Origin of the sequence: Nocardia sp. NPDC047648 (assembly GCF_040642815.1) — a bacterium.
GTDB lineage: Bacteria > Actinomycetota > Actinomycetes > Mycobacteriales > Mycobacteriaceae > Nocardia > Nocardia gamkensis.
Map to the genome: position 1 here is coordinate 164,768 of NZ_JBEYSX010000001.1, position 19,018 is coordinate 183,785.

At 69.7% G+C, this 19,018-nt stretch carries 24 protein-coding genes; 10 read left to right on the forward strand and 14 right to left on the reverse strand.

Annotation, left to right across the window (positions count from 1 at the left end):
* Window positions 1–272: 272 nt before the first annotated feature.
* Window positions 273–620 (reverse strand): hypothetical protein, encoded by a 348-nt coding sequence (locus ABZ803_RS00615; RefSeq protein ID WP_357030837.1) that lies wholly within the window; start codon window positions 618–620, stop codon window positions 273–275.
* Between the two features lie 168 nt (window positions 621–788).
* On the opposite strand from ABZ803_RS00615, the gene ABZ803_RS00620 reads away from it, so the two are divergent.
* A complete protein-coding gene (locus ABZ803_RS00620; RefSeq protein ID WP_357030840.1) occupies window positions 789–1,085 on the forward strand; it encodes a hypothetical protein in 297 nt (98 codons plus the stop codon).
* Between the two features lie 12 nt (window positions 1,086–1,097).
* On the opposite strand, the gene ABZ803_RS00625 is transcribed toward ABZ803_RS00620, so the two are convergent.
* The 4 genes from ABZ803_RS00625 to ABZ803_RS00640 all read right to left on the reverse strand — a co-directional run bounded on the left by ABZ803_RS00625 (window position 1,098) and on the right by ABZ803_RS00640 (window position 3,654).
* Window positions 1,098–1,883, reverse strand: coding sequence for an RNA polymerase sigma factor SigF (locus ABZ803_RS00625; RefSeq protein ID WP_040866805.1), 786 nt, complete (start codon window positions 1,881–1,883; stop codon window positions 1,098–1,100).
* Window positions 1,873–2,250, reverse strand: coding sequence for an ATP-binding protein (locus ABZ803_RS00630; protein ID WP_245659811.1), 378 nt, complete (start codon window positions 2,248–2,250; stop codon window positions 1,873–1,875). The genes ABZ803_RS00625 and ABZ803_RS00630 overlap by 11 nt, the downstream gene beginning before the upstream one ends.
* Window positions 2,251–2,469: 219 nt before the next feature.
* Window positions 2,470–3,153, reverse strand: a complete 684-nt coding sequence (locus ABZ803_RS00635) for a PAS and ANTAR domain-containing protein (RefSeq protein WP_357030844.1) — start codon at window positions 3,151–3,153, stop codon at window positions 2,470–2,472.
* Between the two features lie 84 nt (window positions 3,154–3,237).
* Window positions 3,238–3,654 (reverse strand): STAS domain-containing protein, encoded by a 417-nt coding sequence (locus ABZ803_RS00640; RefSeq protein WP_062969118.1) that lies wholly within the window; start codon window positions 3,652–3,654, stop codon window positions 3,238–3,240.
* Window positions 3,655–4,046: 392 nt separating this feature from the next.
* Here ABZ803_RS00640 and ABZ803_RS00645 point away from each other — a divergent pair, with 392 nt between their 5' ends.
* Window positions 4,047–5,258: a glycosyltransferase gene (locus ABZ803_RS00645; protein WP_357030847.1), complete on the forward strand. Its 1,212-nt coding sequence runs from the start codon at window positions 4,047–4,049 to the stop codon at window positions 5,256–5,258.
* A 28-nt stretch (window positions 5,259–5,286) separates the two neighbouring features.
* Here the strand turns inward: ABZ803_RS00645 and ABZ803_RS00650 are convergent, their stop codons facing one another.
* Window positions 5,287–5,799, reverse strand: a complete 513-nt coding sequence (locus ABZ803_RS00650) for a DUF6328 family protein (protein ID WP_357030850.1) — start codon at window positions 5,797–5,799, stop codon at window positions 5,287–5,289.
* Window positions 5,786–6,211 (reverse strand): ChaB family protein, encoded by a 426-nt coding sequence (locus ABZ803_RS00655; protein ID WP_357030853.1) that lies wholly within the window; start codon window positions 6,209–6,211, stop codon window positions 5,786–5,788. Before ABZ803_RS00655 ends, ABZ803_RS00650 begins: the two co-directional genes overlap by 14 nt.
* Before the next feature lie 142 nt (window positions 6,212–6,353).
* Between ABZ803_RS00655 and ABZ803_RS00660 the strand changes: the two genes are divergently transcribed.
* Genes ABZ803_RS00660 through ABZ803_RS00670 form a run of 3 tightly spaced genes read left to right on the forward strand, consistent with a single transcriptional unit; the run spans window position 6,354 to window position 7,912 of the window.
* Window positions 6,354–6,917, forward strand: coding sequence for a nucleotidyltransferase (locus ABZ803_RS00660; protein WP_357030856.1), 564 nt, complete (start codon window positions 6,354–6,356; stop codon window positions 6,915–6,917).
* Window positions 6,918–7,187, forward strand: coding sequence for a BON domain-containing protein (locus ABZ803_RS00665; protein ID WP_357030859.1), 270 nt, complete (start codon window positions 6,918–6,920; stop codon window positions 7,185–7,187).
* Between the two features lie 5 nt (window positions 7,188–7,192).
* Window positions 7,193–7,912 (forward strand): metallophosphoesterase, encoded by a 720-nt coding sequence (locus tag ABZ803_RS00670; RefSeq protein ID WP_062969107.1) that lies wholly within the window; start codon window positions 7,193–7,195, stop codon window positions 7,910–7,912.
* Between the two features lie 13 nt (window positions 7,913–7,925).
* On the opposite strand, the gene ABZ803_RS00675 is transcribed toward ABZ803_RS00670, so the two are convergent.
* Complete coding sequence (locus ABZ803_RS00675; protein WP_357030863.1) at window positions 7,926–8,345, reverse strand: CBS domain-containing protein; 420 nt, start codon at window positions 8,343–8,345, stop codon at window positions 7,926–7,928.
* A gap of 195 nt (window positions 8,346–8,540) precedes the next feature.
* Here ABZ803_RS00675 and ABZ803_RS00680 point away from each other — a divergent pair, with 195 nt between their 5' ends.
* From ABZ803_RS00680 to ABZ803_RS00700, 5 genes are all read left to right on the forward strand, one after another.
* Window positions 8,541–8,882, forward strand: a complete 342-nt coding sequence (locus tag ABZ803_RS00680) for a hypothetical protein (RefSeq protein WP_357030866.1) — start codon at window positions 8,541–8,543, stop codon at window positions 8,880–8,882.
* A gap of 86 nt (window positions 8,883–8,968) precedes the next feature.
* A complete protein-coding gene (locus ABZ803_RS00685) occupies window positions 8,969–9,427 on the forward strand; it encodes a hypothetical protein (protein ID WP_357030869.1) in 459 nt (152 codons plus the stop codon).
* On the forward strand, window positions 9,424–9,741 hold the full coding sequence (locus ABZ803_RS00690; RefSeq protein ID WP_062969099.1) for a hypothetical protein: 318 nt from the start codon (window positions 9,424–9,426) through the stop codon (window positions 9,739–9,741). The genes ABZ803_RS00685 and ABZ803_RS00690 overlap by 4 nt, the downstream gene beginning before the upstream one ends.
* Before the next feature lie 303 nt (window positions 9,742–10,044).
* Entirely contained in the window at window positions 10,045–10,980 is a 936-nt protein-coding gene (locus tag ABZ803_RS00695) for a glycosyltransferase family 9 protein (protein WP_357030873.1), read from the forward strand.
* 52 nt (window positions 10,981–11,032) lie between these two features.
* Complete coding sequence (locus ABZ803_RS00700) at window positions 11,033–12,538, forward strand: FAD-dependent oxidoreductase (protein ID WP_357030876.1); 1,506 nt, start codon at window positions 11,033–11,035, stop codon at window positions 12,536–12,538.
* Between the two features lie 36 nt (window positions 12,539–12,574).
* On the opposite strand, the gene ABZ803_RS00705 is transcribed toward ABZ803_RS00700, so the two are convergent.
* The 6 genes from ABZ803_RS00705 to ABZ803_RS00730 form a co-directional block, all read right to left on the reverse strand.
* Window positions 12,575–13,102, reverse strand: a complete 528-nt coding sequence (locus ABZ803_RS00705; protein ID WP_357030879.1) for an AAA family ATPase — start codon at window positions 13,100–13,102, stop codon at window positions 12,575–12,577.
* 53 nt (window positions 13,103–13,155) lie between these two features.
* A complete protein-coding gene (locus ABZ803_RS00710; RefSeq protein ID WP_357030882.1) occupies window positions 13,156–14,016 on the reverse strand; it encodes an SDR family oxidoreductase in 861 nt (286 codons plus the stop codon).
* Window positions 14,017–14,051: 35 nt separating this feature from the next.
* A complete protein-coding gene (locus ABZ803_RS00715; RefSeq protein WP_357030885.1) occupies window positions 14,052–15,089 on the reverse strand; it encodes a protein phosphatase 2C domain-containing protein in 1,038 nt (345 codons plus the stop codon).
* Window positions 15,090–15,376: 287 nt separating this feature from the next.
* Window positions 15,377–16,417: an AraC family transcriptional regulator gene (locus ABZ803_RS00720; RefSeq protein ID WP_357030888.1), complete on the reverse strand. Its 1,041-nt coding sequence runs from the start codon at window positions 16,415–16,417 to the stop codon at window positions 15,377–15,379.
* A gap of 157 nt (window positions 16,418–16,574) precedes the next feature.
* Window positions 16,575–17,219 carry a pentapeptide repeat-containing protein gene (locus tag ABZ803_RS00725; protein WP_357030891.1) on the reverse strand — a complete coding sequence of 215 codons (645 nt, stop codon included), beginning with the start codon at window positions 17,217–17,219 and terminating at the stop codon, window positions 16,575–16,577.
* Window positions 17,220–17,333: 114 nt separating this feature from the next.
* Window positions 17,334–18,956, reverse strand: coding sequence for a carboxylesterase family protein (locus tag ABZ803_RS00730; protein ID WP_357030894.1), 1,623 nt, complete (start codon window positions 18,954–18,956; stop codon window positions 17,334–17,336).
* Window positions 18,957–19,018: the final 62 nt, after the last annotated feature.

Genomic DNA, 19,018 nt, shown 5'->3' on the forward strand with positions numbered 1-19,018 from the left:
ATACGCCCGCCCGGCCCGCCGGGCAGCGGGGCACTGACGCAGCTCGGCTCTCGCGCGCCGCGCCCAAGGCGCGAAGGACGACTCCGCCTCCGAAAAGTCCTTGATCTCAAGTAGTTTCGATCGAACTATCGAACAAGCCGTAACGTGCACGGCGGGCGGGACCGAACGTGTAGCTCACCAGGACAGCGTGCCTTGTGTCACATACTTCGAATACCTCTATGGGTGAGGATCGTCGGTGATCGGTCTCACGGCCGGGCCCAGCGGCCCACCGGCTATCGCGGCGGCTCCAACCGGTTGAAGTTGCTCGGCGGACGGTCGGCGCCAGGCTCTTGATACCAGAAGCGCAATTTGCGGGCATCGAACGTGGCGAACCACTCGTCCCAGTCCACCCGGCGCAGCACCGCTCCGCCGTACCCGGGGAAGTCGAAACGCAGCACCCCGAGCCGTCCGTCGTACTCGCTGCCCGGCACAGTCGCGGGCCGTGCGCCACGCTGCTCGGCCCAGCGGCGGATGACGTCGTGGTTCCTCGTGACGGAAATGTCGCGAGCATGGGGCGACGGCCCTGGCCCACCCGGTCCGAACCGCGGATTCCGGGTGCCTGGGCGGCGCTGGTCGGTCATGACGAGCTCCTCGAGCCATCGGCATCTGTTGTCCGGTTCCTGTCTTGGTACCCGTCCGCGATCTTCCGCAAACTGGTCGGCCGAACCGCCGGCGGGCGAGCACGGACCGGTTCGTCCGGCGGGCGATGGGTAACCGGCCGATGTTCGCCCGTACGAGAAGGAGTTGGCATGTCCAGTCACAGCGCGGCACAGCCGGTCCCGCCCACACCCGAGCCGGACCCGGTGCCGCCCATCCCGGAGCCCGACCCGGTACCGCCGATCCCCGAGCCGGACCCCATTCCTGACCCGAATCCCGTTCCACCGCAACCTGATCCGGACCCGCTGCCGCCGGTTCCCGGTCCCGCGCCACGGCCACCCGCACCCGGCCCCGCGCCGACGCCTCCGATACCGGACCCGGGGCGCCCCTCGCCGGACCCCGGCCTGCCCGGACCGTCGCCGGATCCGGCTCCACCGAATCCGGTGTAGCCCGGCCTGTGCTCAGTCCCGCATCGCCTGTTCGCGCAGCGAATTCAAGGTCCTGGACAGAATGCGCGAGACATGCATCTGGGAGACCCCGAGCCGCTCGGCGATCTGATTCTGTGTCAACGATTCGAAGAATCGCATGATCAGCACCTGACGCTCGCGTTCGGGGAGTTCGCCGAGCAGCGGCTGGACGGCCATAACGTCCTCGACGAGGTGATAGGAGGGCTCTTCGATGCCGAGGCTGTCCAGCAGCGGTTGCGGAGCGCTCTCGGCGTCCTCTCCGGCGACCGCGTCGATGGACGCCGACTGGTAGGCGTTGCCCGCGATCAGCGCCTGGGTCACCTCGACCAGATCGACCTCCAGCTCCGCCGCGATCTCCCTGGCCCGCGGCATCCGGCCCAGACGCTGCGACAGCGTCTCGACCGTGGGCCCGATGCTCAGCTGGATCTCCTTGGTCCGGCGCGGCACCCGGACGGCCCAGGTGTTGTCCCGGAAATGCCGGCGGACCTCGCCCATGATGGTGGGGACCGCGAAGGACAGGAACGACGATCCGCGCGATACGTCGAAACGGTCGGCTGCCTGCACCAGGCCCAGGCGCGCCACTTGCAGCAGATCATCGAAGTTCTCGCCGCGCCCGGAGAACTTCCGGGCGATGTGCTCGGCCAGGGGCAGGCATCGTTCGATCAGCTCCAGGCGCATGGCCTCGCGCCGCGCGTCGCCGGGATCCAGTGCGGCGATCTTCTCGAACAGCGGCTCGATGTTGTCGTAGGTGTCCCCACGCGACCTCGATTCACCCGCCATTGCGGGCACCCCGCACCCAGCTGAAATCGATCACTGTCGGATATCCTCCGAGCACGTTGTCGTGGGACCCCTGCGCGGCGGCGATCGAGTCGGTCAGCGTGCGCACGATATGCCAGCCCAGCCCGGCATGGCCCATCACCGACTCGGTCACCGCGACCGACGAGACGTGCACGAACATCTTGTCGGTGTCGTAGGTGAATTCGCAGTCGATCGTCGAGCCCGCCGCGGCGTCGAGAATGAGGGAAGTCGCCACCTCATCGAGCGCGAGACGGATGTCGGTCACCTCGTCCAGGGCGAAGTCGGCGATGAGGGCAACGGTCTCGGCGAGCGCGCGCAGCATGGTCAGCTGCTCCAGCCGGGCGGGCACCCGTACACCGATAGTCGTTGTGTCGGTAAAGGATCGGGAAGTCCACTCCCCCATTTGCCCATCACCACCTTGTCCTCACAGCCACTCCACCGTGGCCTGCATACCGCTGCGGGTTCTCCTCGACCACCGGAACACCGCAGGCACCGCGGACTGTGGAGCAGAAATACCGCCGCGTTCCTCGTCGAGGACGTACCCGCCGCGACCGGATCGAAACGCGGGTCAGTCGGCGTCGATGCGCTCGTGGGCGGTGAGCAGCAGATGGTCGAATCGAGTTCGCAGCCCGGGCGTGACACCGGTCAGACCGGGCAGATCGGCGACCAGCCGGGCGGCCAGTGTCCGCAGCTTGACGTTGGTTTCCTGCGATCGCCAGCTCAGCACCCGGAACGCCTGCTCGGGACCGATGCCGTAGATCAGCATGAGGGCGCCCTTCGCCTGTTCGATCACCGATCGCGCGGCGTACAGCTCGGGCAGGGCGTCGTCCAGCGTCTCCTGCCGGTGCTCGGCGAGGGTGTCGGTGACGTCGATGTAATACCCCGAAGTGCCGACCACCCGGCTCCCCTCGTCGACCATCCGATCGGCGACCAGGATCACGTGGTGCACGGCGCCCGCGGTGTCGATGATGCGGTGCCTGCTGGAGAACGGTTCCGCGTCGGCGATCGATCGCGCCAAGGCGCTGGCCACCGCCTCGCGGTCGTCGGGGTGCTTGTGCGTCAGCAACAACTCCGTCGTCGGCGTCACCGACCCCGGTCGGTAGCCGTGCATCGACGCGACCTCGTCCGACCACTCCCATCGCTGGTCGGCGAACCAGAAACGGAAACCGCCGACGCTCTGCGGCGTTCCCGTACCGATCACCCGATCCAGCGCGAGCGCTTCCTCGGGCTGGACCGACCTGCTTTCACTCACCGCAGAAGTATCCGATGCCGGTGCGCCCGGTGTGACCGGATCGGGGGGTCACACCGCGAGCACGGGCTCCGAGACGGCCTTCGGTCAGGCGTCCAGTGCGGTCCGCATGGACGAGTAGCGGGGGAACAACGATCGCACGCCGGTCACCTCGAGTGCGCGCTCCACCCCCGGTCCGCCCGCGACGATCCGCAGATCCGGACGACCACCCACCGCGTCCCTGCGCAGCGCGCCCAGCCGCACGGCCGCGCGCAGGCTCAAGAACCTCGCCGCGCGCAGATCGATCACCACCGCATCGCACGGTGACTGCAGAGCCCGGTCGACCGTCTCGAAGAACTCGGCCGACACGGCGGCGTCCAACTCGCCTTCGACTCGGACCACCACGCACTCGCGGCGGCGATCCACCCGCTGTGCCCACAACCGGTTGTCCCGACGACGTCCCGGTCCCGAACCATTGAGATGCACGCCCTCGGCATGCTCTCGTAGCAGAGAAATGGCAGACAAGTCGAACCTCCCGTGTAGGGGGTTTCCAGTCCTTCGCGGCGGCCGGGACGAGGGCGGCGCGAGCGCGAATCGGTTGCCGTGCCGTCCCATCGACCGGCTGCGCCGAATGCGTCGAACCGGGGTCGGCTGTGATCTCAACCTTTCTACAGTGTGGCACGGTCCACACGTTCCCGACAGCGTTCGGTAGGAGAACGTGACCCGTCGCCGGCGGGCCCGCGATCATGGAAAACCGACCGTTCGGCTCGCGATCTGCCCGCTGACGTGGGGTTTCATCGGCCCGCGTCCGGGCATATCCCCGACATATTCCCGAACGTCACGCGATGCCGGTCGTAGGGCAAGCGCGCGGATGAGCGCGTCCGCACGGCGCCCCGCGACGAGAACGGAGCAACCCGGTGAAGATTGCCATGGTTTCCGAAGACGCCAGCCCGCTCGCCGAGGGGAGCCCTGCCGATGGGGGCGGCCGCGGTGCGTACGTCGCCGAATTGTCGGCGGCCTACGCGCGCCGCGGGCACGAGGTGACGGTCTATACCCGGCGCATCGGCCCACGCGCCCCCGCCGAGCTGCTCACCGAGGGCGGCTATCGCGTGGTGCACGTCGCGGCCGGACCGCCCACCCCCCTGCCGAGCGATCGGACCTTGCCCTACCTCGGGGATTTCGGCACGGTCCTGCGGCGGCACTGGGCCGCCGAACGACCGGATATCGTGCACGCGCACTACTGGAAATCGGGGCTCGCCGCCGAGCTGGCCTCGCGCGCCCACGGCATCCCGGTGGTCCTGACCTTCCACGGCCTCGGCACCGTGCAGCGGCGCTGCGAAGGGCTCGCCGACCCGAGTCCGCGCTCGCGCATCCGGTTCGAGCGGCTCATCGCGACGCGGGCCGCGCACGTGGTGGCGACCTGCTCCGACGAGGTCGCGGAGCTGGCCAGGATGGGCGTGCCGCGGTTCCGGACCACGATCGTGCCGCACGGCGTCGACCTCACCGCGTTCACCCCGGAGGGCGCTGCCGCCGATCGGCACGCCACACACCGATTGCTCGCGTCCGGAGAGTTGGTGCGGCGCAGCGGATTCGATCCGGTCATCCGAGCGCTGGCAGACCTTCCGGACACTGAACTGGTGATCGTGGGAGCCCCGGCCGCCGACGACGAAGACGACGCCGAAGGTCGCCGGTTGCGCCGCCTGGCCTCGGATCACGGTGTGCGCGAACGTCTCCGGTTGGCCGGAGCGGTGACGCGGCCGACGTTGCCGCGGCTGTACCGCTCCGCGGACGTGGTGCTCTGCACGCCCTGGTACGAGCCGTTCGGACGGGTGGCCCTGGAAGCGATGGCCTGCGGCAAGCCGGTGATCGCCACGCCCGTCGGCGGTCTGCTCGACACGGTGGTCGACGGCGTCACCGGGCGCTTCGTCGCCCCGCCCGAACCCGACGCGATCGTCCGGGCCGTGCGCCCCCTGCTCGAGGACTCGACACTCCGCGAAACCTGGGGCGCCGCAGGGTATCAGCGGGCCGCGAGCCGGAATTCCTGGGATCGGGTCGCGACCGAGACGCTCAGCGCCTATCACCGAGGTGCCCCCGCCCACGCGGGAGAAGTGGTCTCCTGGGCCCGCTGATCGGCCCGCTGACTCGCGAGTATTCGGGTCAGGAGTGGTCGGCGCGGACATGCTCGGAGCCGCTGCGCCAGCGCCACGGCGCGACGAGCCATGTCACCACGAACAACGCGACGGAGACGACGCCGGTCGCCACTGCCGCCGCCGTCCCCGTCACGTAGTCGACCACGAGGATCACCGCGCCGATCAACGCGAGACCCAACAGGGCGACGCCCGCCATCGCGCAGCGGTGCGCCGCCGCGACGACATTGCCCAGGCGGTGGCGGCGGAACAGGATGCGGTGCCAGGACACCGGGGCGATCAAGAACACCGTGGCCCCCAGAACGGCGGCCAAGGTGGCCATATAGAGCGCTCGCATACCCGGGGACAGCGTGCCGAACGACGCCTGGAACGGCAGGACCAGCAACGCCCCGAAGAGGAACTGCACACCGGTCTGCACGACACGCAACTCCTGGATCAGGCTGCCCCAGTTCCGGTCCAGTCGTTCGAGTTCGGTCTCGCCACGGGCGCGGCGCGCCCAGGCGTCGTCCTCATCCTCGGGCACGCGCCGACTCCCGGCGATTGCGCTTCTTGATCGCCTCGACGAGTTCGCCCTTGGTCATCCGCGAGCGACCGGAGATGTCCAGTCGCCGGGCGATGCCGAGCAGGTGCTCCTTGGACGCGTTGGCATCGACGCCTTCGGCGGTCTCGCCCCGCGCGTCCGGGCCGCCGTGTTCGGCGCGCTCGTCGGAGGGCCCGCGGCGAGCCTTGGCCTCCCAGTGATCGCCGACTTTCTCGTAGCTGTGCTTCAACGCGGCGTAGGCGACGCGATAGGCGCGCTGCTCGTCGCCGTCGTACTGTTCGAGCGCGGCGTCGTGCGCCTCGGCGAAGGTGCGCTGGGCCTTCTCCTCCGACCGCTGCAGCGTGCTCGGCAACTCCGACTGCTCGACGTCGCCGCGTGCTGTCGTCTTGGGCATATATCGCTCCTCTCCCGTCCCGAGGCCGGTGGTCCGGAGTAGTGCGAAAGCCCGGTGCGCCGCTGCGCGGGCCCTCCGGATATCCGGACGCATACCCGGTGAAACGCCGATTAACCCGGTGTCTGCCGGGTACCACCGCTGCATGGCCGTTACCACCGATCAGCTGCTGCATGCGCTCACCCGCACGGTGAACGCGTTGGCGGCGACAGATATCCGATTCGCGGTGGCGGGCGGCTGCGCGGTCTATGCCCGTGGCGGCCCCACCTCCCAGCACGACGTCGACATCTTCGTCAAACCGGAGGACAGTGGGCGAGCGATCCACACGCTGGCCCGCGCGGGTCTGCGGGTGTGCGACCCGCCGGAGAACTGGCTACGCAAGGTCTACGCCGACGACATCCTCGTCGATGTGATCCACCGTCCGAACGATCGTGACGTGACCGACGAACTGCTCGACCGGGCCACCGAGATGCGGATCGGGCCCGCGAAGGCCCCGGTGATCAGCGGCACCGACCTGATGGTGGACAAGATGCTCGTCTTCGACGCACACCGCCTGGATCTCAGCCCGATTCTGCACATCGCGCGGGACCTGCGGGAACAGGTGGACTGGGAGGCGGTGCGCGAACAGACCAAGGCCTCGCCCTACGCGCGGGCCTTCATGGGCCTCCTCGACGATCTCGGCATCACCCGCACCGGAAAGGTGGAATAGATGGAGCAGCCGCAATACCTGGTCGCACGGTTGCGCCGGGCGCTGGCCGAGGATCCCCGCACCGCCGAACTCGGCGTGCAGGTGACCATCCGCGGCGACGTCGTGGTGCTGTGCGGCGAGGTGAGCAGCGAGAACTGCAAACAACAGATGGAAACCGTCGTGCACGAGCAGCTTCCGCACGCGCGGATCCACAACGACGTCCATGTCAACCGTCCCACGGCACCCGTCGAGACCGAGACGCTGGAGCCGGACGGACCCGGAAGGAGTTGAGCCGCATGCGGATAGCCGCCGTCGGTGATGTACATCTCGGCGTGGATTCGCGCGGGCAATGGCGGCCCGCCCTGGACGGCCTCTCCGAGCGAGCCGATGTGCTGCTGCTGGCGGGCGACCTGACCCGCCACGGCACCGCCGACGAAGGCCGGGTGGTCGCGGCGGAGTTCGCCGACCTGGGCGTGCCGGTCGTGGCGGTCCTGGGCAACCACGACTATCACGGCGACGCCGACCGTGAGATCGCGACCGTGCTGACCGACCACGGCATCACCGTCCTGGACGGAACCTCGGTGACCTTGAACGTGGACGGGAGCACGCTCGGGGTCGCGGGCACCAAAGGCTTCGGCGGCGGGTTCGCGGGCAAATGCGCGAGCGTGTTCGGCGAACCCTTGATGCGCGAGTTCGCCGCGCACACGGTGGACGTGGCCGCCGCGCTCGGCGAAGCCCTCGCCACGTTGCACACCGACGTCACCGTCGCGCTCACGCACTACTCCCCGATCAGTGACACGCTGCACGGCGAACCGAGGGAGATCTATCCCTTCCTCGGTTCCTACCTGCTCGGCGAGGCGATCGATGAACACGGCGCGGACCTGGCGTTGCACGGTCACGCGCACGCCGGGACCGAACGCGGCACCACTCCGGGCGGCATCCGGGTGCGCAATGTCGCCCAGCCGGTGATCCGAGCGGCGTACGCGGTCTACGACATGCACCCGGCCACGGTCTGAGGAAGCGCCGAACTCAGAAGTCGGTCGAGATGGCCTCCACCGTGCTGCCCGATTGCGTGTTGTCGACGGCGGTGGCCACGTCGGCCTGCGCGATGATGCCGACCAGCCGGCCCTGCTCCAGCACCGGTACGCGGCGTACCTGATGCTGCGACATGACCGACATGACCTTGCGCACGTCGTCGTCGGCTTCGACGGTGACCAGCTCCCCGCCGCCGAGTTCGCCCGCGTCGACGCCGAGCGGGTCCTTGCGCTGAGCGATCACTTCGACCACGATGTCGCGGTCGGTGAGCATTCCCTTCAGCTTGCCGTCCTCGCCGCAGATGGGCAGGGCGCCGATATTCAACTCCGCCATGCGCTGCGCGGCGGCGACCACCGTGTCGCTGGATCGGACGCATTCCACATTCGCGGTCATGATGTCCCGTGCTGTTGTCATCGGGATCCCTCCTGGGACTTCTTACCGGTAAGAGCGGCCCGAACCGGGCGGCTCGCTGAGGTCGTACCCCCGTTTCGGATCCGCTAACGCGGGCATCCGACCGGTACGGCCGCTCCGGACGGGCCCGGTTCGACCATTCGAGCCGCGGGCCGCCCATGCACCGAAGACGTTGCCGCTCAGCAGAAAGGACATCCGATGCTGCCAGCACCGAACGAGCCGACCGCGGGATCCGGCGCCGGAGAGCAGCACGCACCCCGGACCCACACGTTCCCGGACGACACCCGCACCAACCGCACACACGCCGGAGAATCCATCGAGGACGCCCGTAACTGGCCGGGGATCATCCTGGTCGCGGTCGGCATCGTGGCCATGGCGCTCACGCTCACCGCCGCCGGGTACGGATTCGCGGGCTGGGCGGTGATCGCGGGTGTCGTCTGCGGCGTCTGCATCATCGCGGGCGTCCTCGTGATCATCGCCGAGCATCGCCGGATCAAGTCGCGAGAAGGCAAGCGGCTGCGGGACGCCGCCGGGCACTGATCGCGAGTCCGCCCGCCCGGCTGAGGCCGTGCGGCCGCCCGTGACGCCGCCCGGAAAACGCGGCTTCGACATCCAGGAGAAACAGAATGACAAACCAGCCCAACCGGCCCTTGGGCCGCTTCGCGCTGCTCATGGGCGCGCTGGCGGCGGGCTCGGTGCTCACCGCGTGTTCGGCCGACGACGGCGATCCGGCCGCGGACACGCCCGCACCCGCGACCGTCTCGATCACCATGCCGGGACCGTCCAGCTCGCAGGTGCCGAATACCGACGAGATCACTCCCGCGGCGGCCGAGCAGCTGTGCGACATGATGCGCGCCGACATCGACACCTGGCGTGGCCAGGGCGCGACGGTCGCCAAAGTGACGTTCAACGGCACCGTGCACAACTGGGCCGCCCGCAACGGCGGTCTCAACGACGTGGTCGTCACCGACCGGGGCACGATCGACACCATCACCACGCAGAATTGCCCCGATGTCCGCGAGCAGGCGGTGCAGGCGCTGAACGTGCCGGACCTGGCCTCGGCTCTGGCGGGGTTCGGCCGATGAGCGCCGCGGGCCGCATGGGCATCGCCGCGCTCGCCGCGCTGGCACTCTGCGCGGGCGGATGCGGCGACGAGCCGAAGAAGATCGTGAACAAGGGCGGTGACACGCCGTGCAACGAATTCGTCGCCCAGGATGACGACAAGCAGCGCATCACCACCGAGAAGTTCCTCGAGCAGGAACGCGAGGGCGACGGCACGCCCGACGCCAGGACCGTCGATGCCTCGATCGCGGCGATCAAGCTGATGTGCGCGGCACAGGCCAATCCGGATACTCCGATCCGCAAGGCCGATCTCACCGGCATCTTCGTGCCGAAATAGCCAGGGTTTCGAATCAGGCAGAACGGGCATCTTCGGATGTAGCAAGGACTGCTCGTCCGATTTCCGAATGCCGCTCCCGCCGTGGGTGTCCAGGCGCCGAACCCCTTCGGGAGCACCGCCGCCATCCGTGCGTTCCCCTCGACAACGGCGTCGAGTACCGCACCACGGCGGCGGGCTTCGAGCCCCGTTTCGCGGCATTCCCGCGAACGACTCGAAGCTATGTGGCACACCCGCCCCGGGCCGCCGACGATGTCGGCCCGGGCGGCGGGGCCGTGCCCTCGGCACCGAAGTGGAGGCTTTTCCGTGACTGTGTTGCTCGCGCTGCGCGCGCACGGGCTGCGGGAGCTGCTGACCGCGGTTCCCGCGCTACGCGCGTTGCACGACGTCCGTCCGCGCCACCGGCTCGTACTCGCCGCCCCTGGATGGCTGCGTCCCGTCGTAGAACTGGCCGATTGCGTCGACGAACTCCATGCGACCCCGATGGCGGGCGGACTGCGCTGGAACGCCCCGCCGCCGTCCTTCGCGGTCAATCTGCACGACGCCGGGGCCGACAGCATACGCGCGCTGCTGGCGACCGATCCCGAACAGACGATCACCTTCCGCCACAAGGACTTTCCGCAGTTGCCGGGTGCGCTGTGCGAGCCGGGCCTGCACGAGACCGTGCGGTGGTGCCGGCTGCTGGAATGGGCGGGAATCGCGGCCGATCCAGCGCGACTGGACCTTACACCGCCGCCGGAGAGCGCGGGTGAGCGCCGCTGGATCGTCGTCTATCCGGGCGGGGCGCCTGCTCGGCGCTGGCCCGCGGAGCGCTTCGCGACGGTGGCGGCGGGCCTGCGCGAATGGGGGTACCCGGTGCGGGTCGTCGGCAGCGCGGCCGACCGTCCGCTCGCGCGCGGCGTGGCCGAAGCGGCCGGATTGCCCGAAAACAGCGTGCTGGCAGGCGAACTCACGCTGCGGCAGCTGGCCGTCACGGTGGCCGACGCCGCCCTCGTGCTCAGCGGCGACACGGGGGTGGGGCATCTGGCCACGGCGTTCGGCACCCCGTCGGTGCTCGTCTTCGGCCCCGATTCGCCCGCGGTGTGGGGACCGCCCCCGGAACGGATGGCCCATGTCGCCTTGTGGGCCGGACACGTCGGCGATTCCCGCTCGGACGCGCCGGCGCCCGGGTTGGCGATGATCAGCGCCGCCGAGGTGCTGGCCGCGGCGGATCGGCAGCTCAGCAGTCAGGTCCGGGTGTGACGAGGAAGCGACGCGGGCGTTTCAGGCCGCCGAGACCGGCTATCTCGGGCTTATGACGTCCCTATGGTTGCACGGCGCGCAGGTTCCGGCGCGGTTGCGGTTGACGCCGGGATCGCACTTCGACACGGTGGTGATCGGCGGCGGGCTCACCGGACTGGTGACCGCCCTGCTGCTGGTGGAGAACGGCGTCGAGGTGGCCGTGGTCGAAGGCAAGCGCGTCGGTGCGGGAACGACCGGGGCGACCACCGGGAAAGTCAGCCTGCTACAGGGGACCCGTGCCCAGCAGATCGCCAAGCACCACTCCGATGACGTCCTGCGCGACTACGTGGCGGCCAATCGCGAAGGCCAGGAATGGCTGCTGCGTTTCTGCGCCGCCCATGACGTCGCCGTCGAGCGGGCCGCGGCATTGACCTACGCGCAGACCGACGACGAGATGTCCGCCGTGCGAGCGGAATACGCCGCGACGCAGAAGGCCGGTCTGCCCACCGAACTACTCTTCGAGCTGGATACCCCCTTCCCGGCGCACGGCGCGGTCCGCCTCGCCGATCAGGCACAACTCGACCCGATGGCGCTGCTGGCGGCCTTGGCGGCCGACGTGGAATCGCACGGCGCGCCGATCTACGAATCCACCTCGGTTCGCGGCGTGCACCACGGCGGCCGCGGCGAGCTGGTCGTCGCCACCGAGCACGGTGACCTCGGCGCGCGGCGGGTGGTGCTGGCCACCGGGACGCCGATCCTCGATCGCGGCGGGTTCTTCGCGCGTCTGACTCCGCAGCGCTCCTACCTGACGGCCCTCCGCCTGGACCGCCCCGCTCCGCGCGACATGTACATCAGCGCGGGCAGCCCGACCAGGTCCCTGCGTCGCGCGCAGGGACCGGACGGCGAGCTGCTGCTGGTCGGCGGCAACGGCCATGTCGTCGGCCGCGGCGGGTCGACCCGCGAGAAAGTGGAGGATCTGGTGAGCTGGGCGCGAACCTGGTTCCCCGGCGCCGAACCGACGCACCGATGGTCCGCTCAGGACTACTCCCCCATCGGTGAACTTCCCTACGTGGGTCCGGTGCTGCCCGGTCAGAACGACATACAGCTGGCCACCGGCTACGCCAAATGGGGTTTGACCAATGGTGTGGCCGCGGCCATCGCGCTGGCCGGACGGCTCACCGGCACGCCGCCCCGGTGGGCGGGCGCCCTGGCGAGCTGGCGTCCGGACGAACTCAAGGCGCTACCGGCGGCCACGAAGATCAACAGTGCTGTGGCGCAGAAGCTCTCCGCGGGCTGGCTGCGGGTCGCGACCCACCACGACGGCGCCGCGCCGGAGGAAGGCTGCGGCACGGTACTGCGTGAGGGCCTGCACCCGACCGCCGTGTGCACGGTGGACGGCGTCACCAACCGGGTCTCGGCGGTGTGCCCGCACCTGTACGGCATCGTCAACTGGAACGACGCCGAACGCACCTGGGACTGCCCGCTGCACGGCTCGCGTTTCGCCGCGGACGGCACGCTGATCGAAGGACCGGCCACCAGTTCGCTCACTCCCCTGCACGTGCCGCGGGACACCCCCTGAGCGGACGGTCCGCCGGATCCGGATCGACCCCCCGAGTCAGTTCGTCAGCGGCTTGGCCTCGGTCAGGATTCGGTCGACCGTCTGCTCGACCGTCGACTCCGAGGTGTCCAGCCAGAGTCCGATCCGGGGCGTACTCTCGCGCAGCAGCGTGTCCAGCTCCGCCACGGTGAATTCGTCGTAGGCGACCTTGCCCCGCCCGGCCTCCCGCGCGGCGACCACCTCCGGGCGCGGTGCGAGCACCACGACATAGAGCGGGCGCGTGACGATGAGATCCGCCAGCCAGGGCAGGAAGTCGCCGAGCACGACGTCTTGCAGGACGGTCGTGAACCCGGATTCGGCGTAGGCGTCGGCCGTCGCGGCGGCCAGCCGGTAGCGCAATCGCAGCTGGGCCAGTGCCTCGGGCGATGGATCGGCGCTCATCTCCACCCGCCCGTGCACGACGAAACGGCGGAACACGTCCCCGCGCACGTGCGCCGAGCGCGGCAGCCGTTCGGCCAATGCCTGGGCCACGGTGGATTTGCCCGCCGCCTGGATTCCGGTGATCAGATAGACAGCCGATGTCATGACGACGATCATGGCGAATCCCGGCTCGACCGCCGGCGGGCGCCCTGCGGTGTTCAGTTGGCGGCGGCGCCTGCCTTCTGTTCGACGTAGCGGTTCATCGCCCAGTTCAACCCGCGCATCGCGACGTTGTATCCGGGCGGGAAGTAACGCTGCGCCCAGAAGCCCACGCGGATGTCCGGTGAGGTGAAGACCAGGTAGCGGTTGCGCTCGACGCCGCGCACGATCGACCGCGCCGCCGCTTCCGGCGTCACCGCGTGCCGCATGAACAGCGCCATTCCCCGCTGCACCGCATCGGCCGTGCGATCGACGCCCGCGATGTCGACGCTGTCCACCATGGGTGTCGCCATCGCCCCCGGACACACCAGGCTCACGCCGATGCGGTGGCGCGCCAAGTCGAAGCGCAGCACCTCCGACACCCCGCGCAGGCCGAACTTGCTCGCGCTGTACGGCGCATGCCAGGGCAGGCCGAACAGCCCCGCCGCCGACGACACGTTCACCAGATGGCCACCGCGCCCGGCCGCGATCATCGGCGGGACGAACGCTTCGATCACGTGGATCGGGCCCATCAGGTCGATGTCGATGGTGCGCCGCCATTGGCTGTGCGTCAGCCGGTCGACAGTGCCCCAGGTGGCGATGCCCGCCACGTTCATGACGATGTCGACGCTGCCCACCGCGTCGTGCACCCGCGCCGCCAGTGCGACGACCTGGTCGTAGTCACTGACATCGGCCGCCTCGGCCAGATGCACCGTGGCGCCCGCGGCACGTGCGTCCGCGGCGGTTCGCGCCAGGCCCTCCTCGGCGATATCGGTCAGCACGAGCGCGGCGCCCTCGGCCGCCGCCGCGAGCGCCGTGCTGCGACCGAGACCGCTGGCCGCCCCGGTGATCAGGCAGATTTTGCCGGCGAACTTCGTCATAGTGGACGACCATACGCAACCATGAACATCGCTGTCTATGGAACTGACGGACGGCTTCCCCACGGAACAGGCGCCAGCGCGACCGTGATGTTGTCCCCGCCGCCGCAGCGCAACGCGAACTCCGCGAGTGCGCGGGCCGCTGCCGCGGGCGACGCGCCCGCCATCTGCTCGGCCAGCGCGGACGGGGAGGGAGCGTAGTTCCACAATCCGTCGGAGCACAGCAGCAGCAGGCCGGGCCCCGAGACACGGACCGTCCGTACGCAGTTGTCCGCCCACGGCTCCGGCGGGCTGTCCGCGCCCAGCCAGCGGATCAACGTGTGCGCCCGGGGGTCGGCCATCGCCGCACGCTCGTCCATCGCGCCCGCGTCGACCAGCGCCTGGGCCCACGAGTCGTCGACGGTCAACCGTCGGGGCTGCTCGTCGGCCGGTCGTCCGTCCCGGCCGGTCGGCAACCAATAAGCGCGACTGTCACCGACATTGGCCACGGTGATCTCGGTTTCCTCGCCGTGGTGGGCGACGACGGCGGAGACGTAGGTGCACGAGGGCGCGGGGCCGTCGGGAACGTCGACGTCGCGGACCGCCTGCACCGCGGCCGTCAGTCCGGCCATGATCGCCTCTGCGACGGGCGCTCCGGTGGCGAGCGCGGCAGCGGTGGCACCGACCCCGGCGCGGACCGCCGCACCCGAAGCCACCTGTGGGCGCGATGAGGTCGACACGCCATCGCTGACCGCGATCACGACGGATGCGGCCGCTCCGGGCGCGGCACCTTCGAGCACCCCGGCAGCGACGGCGTCCTCGTTGCGCGCATGGGCGATGCCACGATCGGTGAGCACCGCGACCGCGCCGAGGTCGGCGTCGAAGCGATCCGGCGCCGTCCGGGCCCGGCCGCAGCGCGCGCAGCGCCCCTCCACGTCGAAGCGGTCTCCCCCGCACTCGACGCACGGCGTCGGATCGTCACCGGGCAGCGCGACGTACCGGTAACCGAGTTCCAGACCGCAGGACGGGCACCGCCGGCCGTCCAATCCGACAGCCGAGCATCCCGCGCAGCGTAGGTCGGCACCTTCATCGCTCACCGGTTCGCTCCCCCGGCCGACGATGCCGCGGATCCGGCATGCTCCCGAAGTCGTTGGCCCAACCGTAACCACAGTGGCTCGTTGCTGGTGCGAACTTCCACACCGTCCTCCTTCATCTCCCCGGCAGGCCGACTCCGATCGCGATAGTACGGGAGCGTCGCGAGCTTCCGTCCCAGTGCTGGAGCGACCGGCCGCTGCCCGGCGGCACGATAGCCGACGGTCTGCCCGCGGCTGCGCGCAGCAGCATGCTCCACCGGATGACCGGCTCGGCGGGGAGCCGCTGACGCTCAGACCAACTCGGGCGCGCGCTGCGGGCGCCGGCCGCGCGAGCGAAACGTCTGCGGCGGACAGCCCTGCCAGCGGCGGAAGGCACGGATGAAAGAGGCCGCCTCCGCGTAGCCGAGCCGTGCGGCGACCTGTTCGGTGGTCATATCGGTGTGTGCGAGCAACACCTCCGACATGGTTCGGCGCACCTCGTCCAGCAGTGCCCGGAACGACGTGCCTTCCTCGTGCAGCCGCCGAGACAGCGTGCGCGAGCTCATATACAGCCCGAGGGCGACCGTCGACTGATCGGGGATCTCACCCGGCGTGCGGACCAGGCGGTCGCGTACCGAAGCCGCGACGCCGGTGCGCGTCCGGTGCCGGTCGAGCAGATCGCGGCACAGTTGCCCGCAGTTGTCCCGCGCGGCGTCGTTCGCCGGGGGCAACGGCCGGTCCAGCACACCGCGGTCGAAGACCACCGCGCTCACCGGCGCACCGAATATCGGCGCGACCCCGAAGATGTCGCGATATCGCCGGATGTCGCGCGGAACAGCATGCCGGAAACTGACCTGCCGTACCGGCACACCCGCGGAGAACAGCTCACGATCGAAGGCGGGCAATCCGGCCAGGCTCGCTTCGGCGAAGAATGCCCGCGTCCCGGGCGGAATGTTCGAATCCTCGAACACCAGCCGCGCTTCGCCGCCCGCTTCCTCGACGGTCAATCGCCCGAACGGCACCGTACGACCGACGCAGCACAACCCGACTTCGATCAGCTCGCGCAGTGTCCGGCTGCCCAGCAGGGCGAGCCCCCACGGCCCGCGCGAGCGCAGCCGGTGCCGGACCGCCGCCGCGAGGCCGAGCCCGGGTTCGTCACCGAAGCGACCGAGCACCGCGTGCACTACCCGCAGTTCGTCGTGCGCGGTGATCTCGGCGGCCGGATCGTCCAGCTCGGCGGGCCCCAGCGCCGTTCCGGCCAGGCACTCGGCAGGCACCATGCCCCGCTCACCGGCGATGTGTACGAGAGCGCGCACGCCCGCGGCACTGCGGAGAGAATCCGGATCGACCATGGCTCGCATCCTCGATGAGCGGTACTACGCGGTATCGGCGCAATGTATCAATCGGGTGTCGCGCGCATCGGTGGTTCGCCGAAATGCCGGGTGCGCCACACCCTGGCGCACAGTATTTTTCGTCGCCCGAACAGCGGAATCCGATGCTCGCACGCGCTCAATCCCGCACGGTGATGCCGATGGAACGCGCGAAAGCGGGCGCCAGGTCGATCAGCTGCAAACCGGTGACCGTCGCCCCCCGCAGGCTGTCGAGCCCCTCGGTGAAGTCGAGGGCGGTCGCGCCGCGCAGATCCACTTTCGCCAGCCGTGTCTTGCGCAACGACAGCCGGACGAGCGCCGAGCCGGGCACCGTGACGTCGGTGAGCGCGGCCTCGGCGAAGTCGCAATCGCGCAGCACACAGTCGACGAAGGACACTTCGCGCAAGTGGGCGCCGCGGAAGTTGACCGAGTCGAATTTGCAGCCTTCGAACCGCACCCGCCGCAGGTTCGCTCCCGCGAAATCGACGCCGGACATCGCACCCGACACCATCTCCCCGTCGAGCCATCCCGTGTCGGCCAGTTCGGTGCCCACCCAGCGGACCTGACGCAGCCACACATCGGTGAACCGGCTGTAGCGCAGGCTTCCCCGGGTGAAAGTGATCGAGGTGAACGCCGACTCGGTGAACCGCGCGTGCCGCACATCGAGATCGTCGAGTTCACCGCCGTCCATCCGCACGCAGTCGTAGTCACCTTCCGCCTCGAGGTCGCCGTCCGGGGCCTCGAGGTACCGCGCGTAGGGCAGGTCGTCGAGTTCGCGCGCCATGCGCTCCTCCAGTTCGTCACGATGATCGGTCGGCGCCGAGTATTCCGGTGACCCACGACAGGTTCGCCGCCGATCCGATCGGAGGGTGCGCTCATCGGGCGACCGAACGTGCCGCTAGCCGATGTGGCCGATGTCCGACCAGAGATCGCACTGGTGTCGACTGGCGAAGGAGTCCGCGACGGTGATGTCGTCGCTGCCGAGTTCGAGGGTTCGGGTCGTGTCCGAGGCCGAGGGCCACGGGGCGAAGGCCGGCGTTTCGGGGTTCCCGGTGTGCGCGAACTGTGCCCAGCTCTGCTGGATCCGCTGGGAGAGACGGTCCGCCGCGGGTGGCAGCGGGATGGGCACGCCCAACAGTCCGGAGAAGACGTAGGGCACTTCGGCGCCGTGAAAGGCTCCGGGCAGGATCGGGTTGTGCCCCAGGGGCGCATCGTTGAACTGGTATTGCCACACCCGAGCACCGCCGCGACGGGCGGCTCGGGTCGTGAACAACGCCGGACAGGCGAAGAAACCGTCGGTGATCACGTGCTGCTTGGCCTCAGCCGGGGACGGGAAGGCCACGACGGGGTATCGCCGCAGCACGCGATCGGCGTTACCGGTGAAGATCTCTCGCGCCCAATCCACGTAGTCCGCCGAGTCCGGCACGGTGGCGTGAGCGAAATCGAGCAGCGCGAGAAACGTCGCCCCTTCGTCGGCGTTGCTGCCGACGACGAGCGGAATATCGCGTGCGGCCCCGTCGTCCAAAGCGTTCTCCGGCGAGGTGGTGACGACGACGTCGTCGCGCACCGGGGTCCAGGTGACGGCCATCGTGTGCAGAGTCGTCGTGGGCGAATCCAGCATCCGGTCGGCCGGTAGCGCGCGCAGGCACGCCAGGCGAGTCGCGGCCTCGGCGCAGCCGAGACCCGCGGCGTAGTCGGCCGAACGCTGATAGGCCTGTTCTTTCGAGGCGGGTGCGAGGGGGCTGCGTGCGCAGGAACCGCTTTCGATGATGGCTTTGGCGTAGAGACCGCGGGCGGTCGGTGAGGCCAGTTGTGTGCAGACGCTCATGCCGCCCGCGGATTCGCCGAACAAGGTGAGGTTCTCCGGGTTTCCACCGAAGGCCGCGGCGTTGTCCCGGATCCATCGCAGTGCTGCCTGCTGGTCGAGGGTGCCGTAGGTTCCGGTCATCCCGCCTTCGGTCGCAGCGAGTTCGGGCAGCGCCAGGAAACCGAACGGGCCGAGTCGGTAGTTGGGTATCGCGACGATGACCTGGCCGTCCCGAACGAGCCGGGCGGGTGAGTCGTACTGGGCGTTGGAACCGAGAACGAACGCACCACCGTAGAACCACACCATGATCGGAAGTTCGGTTCCGGCAGGATGTTCCGGCACGTAGACGTCGATGGAGAGGCAGTCCTCGCTCGCGGGCTGCACCGCCGGGGTCCAGGGCAACGGAGCGGATTGCGGGCATTGCGGGCCGTGCGCGGTGGCCGCGCGAACGCCCGTCCATGACGGCGCGGGCCGCGGCGGCGCGAAACGGTTGACGCCCCCGGTGGAGGCCGCGAACGGGACGCCCAGATACTGGACCACCCCGTCGACGCGCGCACCCCGGATCATCCCACCGGAAACACTCGTGACCGGACCCTCGTCGGCGCCTGCAGGTCCGGCGGCGGGGAAGCCGACCGCCCCGAAGACCAGGACCGCGACAACGATCAACCACCGTCGCGGGCGCACACGCTGGGATATCCCGACGTCGACCGGCATGAGAACACTCCTGCACACCTGAGGTCGGCGCCTGGCGCATCGCCACACCGACCCGGAATCTA

Excerpts from the sequence above, each read along its gene's own strand:
- ABZ803_RS00720 (WP_357030888.1), bottom strand. The coding sequence starts at position 16,417 with ATGGTCGATCCGGATTCTCTCCGCAGTGCCGCGGGCGTGCGCGCTCTC.
- ABZ803_RS00660 (WP_357030856.1), top strand. The coding sequence starts at position 6,354 with ATGGCCGTTACCACCGATCAGCTGCTGCATGCGCTCACCCGCACGGTG.
- ABZ803_RS00705 (WP_357030879.1), bottom strand. The coding sequence starts at position 13,102 with ATGACATCGGCTGTCTATCTGATCACCGGAATCCAGGCGGCGGGCAAA.
- ABZ803_RS00685 (WP_357030869.1), top strand. The coding sequence starts at position 8,969 with ATGACAAACCAGCCCAACCGGCCCTTGGGCCGCTTCGCGCTGCTCATG.
- ABZ803_RS00615 (WP_357030837.1), bottom strand. The coding sequence starts at position 620 with ATGACCGACCAGCGCCGCCCAGGCACCCGGAATCCGCGGTTCGGACCG.
- ABZ803_RS00655 (WP_357030853.1), bottom strand. The coding sequence starts at position 6,211 with ATGCCCAAGACGACAGCACGCGGCGACGTCGAGCAGTCGGAGTTGCCG.
- ABZ803_RS00670 (WP_062969107.1), top strand. The coding sequence starts at position 7,193 with ATGCGGATAGCCGCCGTCGGTGATGTACATCTCGGCGTGGATTCGCGC.
- ABZ803_RS00700 (WP_357030876.1), top strand. The coding sequence starts at position 11,033 with ATGACGTCCCTATGGTTGCACGGCGCGCAGGTTCCGGCGCGGTTGCGG.
- ABZ803_RS00680 (WP_357030866.1), top strand. The coding sequence starts at position 8,541 with ATGCTGCCAGCACCGAACGAGCCGACCGCGGGATCCGGCGCCGGAGAG.
- ABZ803_RS00730 (WP_357030894.1), bottom strand. The coding sequence starts at position 18,956 with ATGCCGGTCGACGTCGGGATATCCCAGCGTGTGCGCCCGCGACGGTGG.
- ABZ803_RS00675 (WP_357030863.1), bottom strand. The coding sequence starts at position 8,345 with ATGACAACAGCACGGGACATCATGACCGCGAATGTGGAATGCGTCCGA.
- ABZ803_RS00665 (WP_357030859.1), top strand. The coding sequence starts at position 6,918 with ATGGAGCAGCCGCAATACCTGGTCGCACGGTTGCGCCGGGCGCTGGCC.
- ABZ803_RS00710 (WP_357030882.1), bottom strand. The coding sequence starts at position 14,016 with ATGACGAAGTTCGCCGGCAAAATCTGCCTGATCACCGGGGCGGCCAGC.
- ABZ803_RS00725 (WP_357030891.1), bottom strand. The coding sequence starts at position 17,219 with ATGGCGCGCGAACTCGACGACCTGCCCTACGCGCGGTACCTCGAGGCC.
- ABZ803_RS00625 (WP_040866805.1), bottom strand. The coding sequence starts at position 1,883 with ATGGCGGGTGAATCGAGGTCGCGTGGGGACACCTACGACAACATCGAG.
- ABZ803_RS00690 (WP_062969099.1), top strand. The coding sequence starts at position 9,424 with ATGAGCGCCGCGGGCCGCATGGGCATCGCCGCGCTCGCCGCGCTGGCA.
- ABZ803_RS00620 (WP_357030840.1), top strand. The coding sequence starts at position 789 with ATGTCCAGTCACAGCGCGGCACAGCCGGTCCCGCCCACACCCGAGCCG.